The organism is Weissella sp. DD23, from assembly GCF_001579105.1.
GTDB lineage: Bacteria > Bacillota > Bacilli > Lactobacillales > Lactobacillaceae > Weissella > Weissella cibaria.
On the sequence record NZ_KQ970390.1, the window covers coordinates 301,598 to 302,716 of the forward strand.

Annotated in this window: 2 protein-coding genes; both read left to right on the forward strand. The window is 45.2% G+C overall.

The window, feature by feature from the left end; translation table 11 throughout:
• Positions 1-440, forward strand: a 440-nt coding sequence (locus tag WEIDD23_RS01455) for a DHHA1 domain-containing protein (protein WP_242865367.1), incomplete at its 5' end; no start/stop codon positions are given.
• A 157-nt stretch (positions 441-597) separates the two neighbouring features.
• Positions 598-1,119 (forward strand): family 1 glycosylhydrolase (locus WEIDD23_RS01460; protein WP_156469543.1); only part of this gene is annotated, 522 nt, incomplete at its 3' end.

Here is a 1,119-nt window from a genome sequence, read left to right on the forward strand (position 1 = left end):
CGCTCATTACGGCTGCTAAGGAAGCATCGATTTCATCAGATGAGAAGCCACGTGAGCTGCTGATTAAAATTTTCTCACCGGTCATCATGGGACTGGTAGATGACCGCATGGCAGCTAATGCAGCCTATGTCTTGAAAAAAGCGGAAGCTGCGGAGTTTGGTGATTTGACGATTGGCGACACTACCTACCACTATGCGTATGTGACAGCGTCAAAGCAAATGTCTGAAATTGGTAATGCATTGACATCATTACAAGACGTTGATTTCGGCTTAGTGATTAATAATGGTGCATTATCATTCCGTGTTGCTAAGGATAAGGATGTTGATGTATCGCTTGTGGCGGCCGCCTTTAATGGTGGTGGCCATGCCAAGGCATCCGGTGCTAAATTACGTCTTGACTGGCCGGCCATCCTGCAACAGGCCGTAACGACTGAAAACTAAAGTATTTGCTGAAAACGATCGACGCTGCTAAATGTCGGTCGTTTTTTGATTTCGCAAAAAAAGCGATAATTAAAGTCAAAAAACGCCCCCTTTCAATCCGGAAAGCGCTTACAATAGAGGTATAGCAAATGCAGTCATACGTATCGGGGGACATGACATGGGAATTAAGTTACAAGACGACTTTCTTTGGGGTGGTGCAATTGCTGCCCACCAAGCAGAAGGGGCCTGGCAAGCAGGTGGCAAGGGCGTATCTATCGCTGATATTTTGACAGCAGGTAGTCATACTGAGCCACGACAGATTACGAACGGCGTAGTAGATGGATTGAATTATCCAAATCATCATGGTATTGATTTCTACCATACCTATAAAGAAGATCTGGCGTTAATGGGTGAAATGGGGTTTAAGGCCTTCCGAACATCGATTGCCTGGACACGTATTTTCCCAAATGGTGATGATGCAGCACCCAACGAGGAAGGGTTGCAATTCTATGATGATTTGTTTGACGAGATGCATAAGCATGGCATTGAACCAGTCGTAACATTGAACCACTTTGAAATGCCGTATCATTTGGTCACTGAGTATGGCGGTTGGTCAGATCGCCGGGTGATTGATTTGTTCGTAAATTATGCCAAGGTAGTCTTTGAGCGTTATCGTGATAAGGTTACGTACTGGATGACG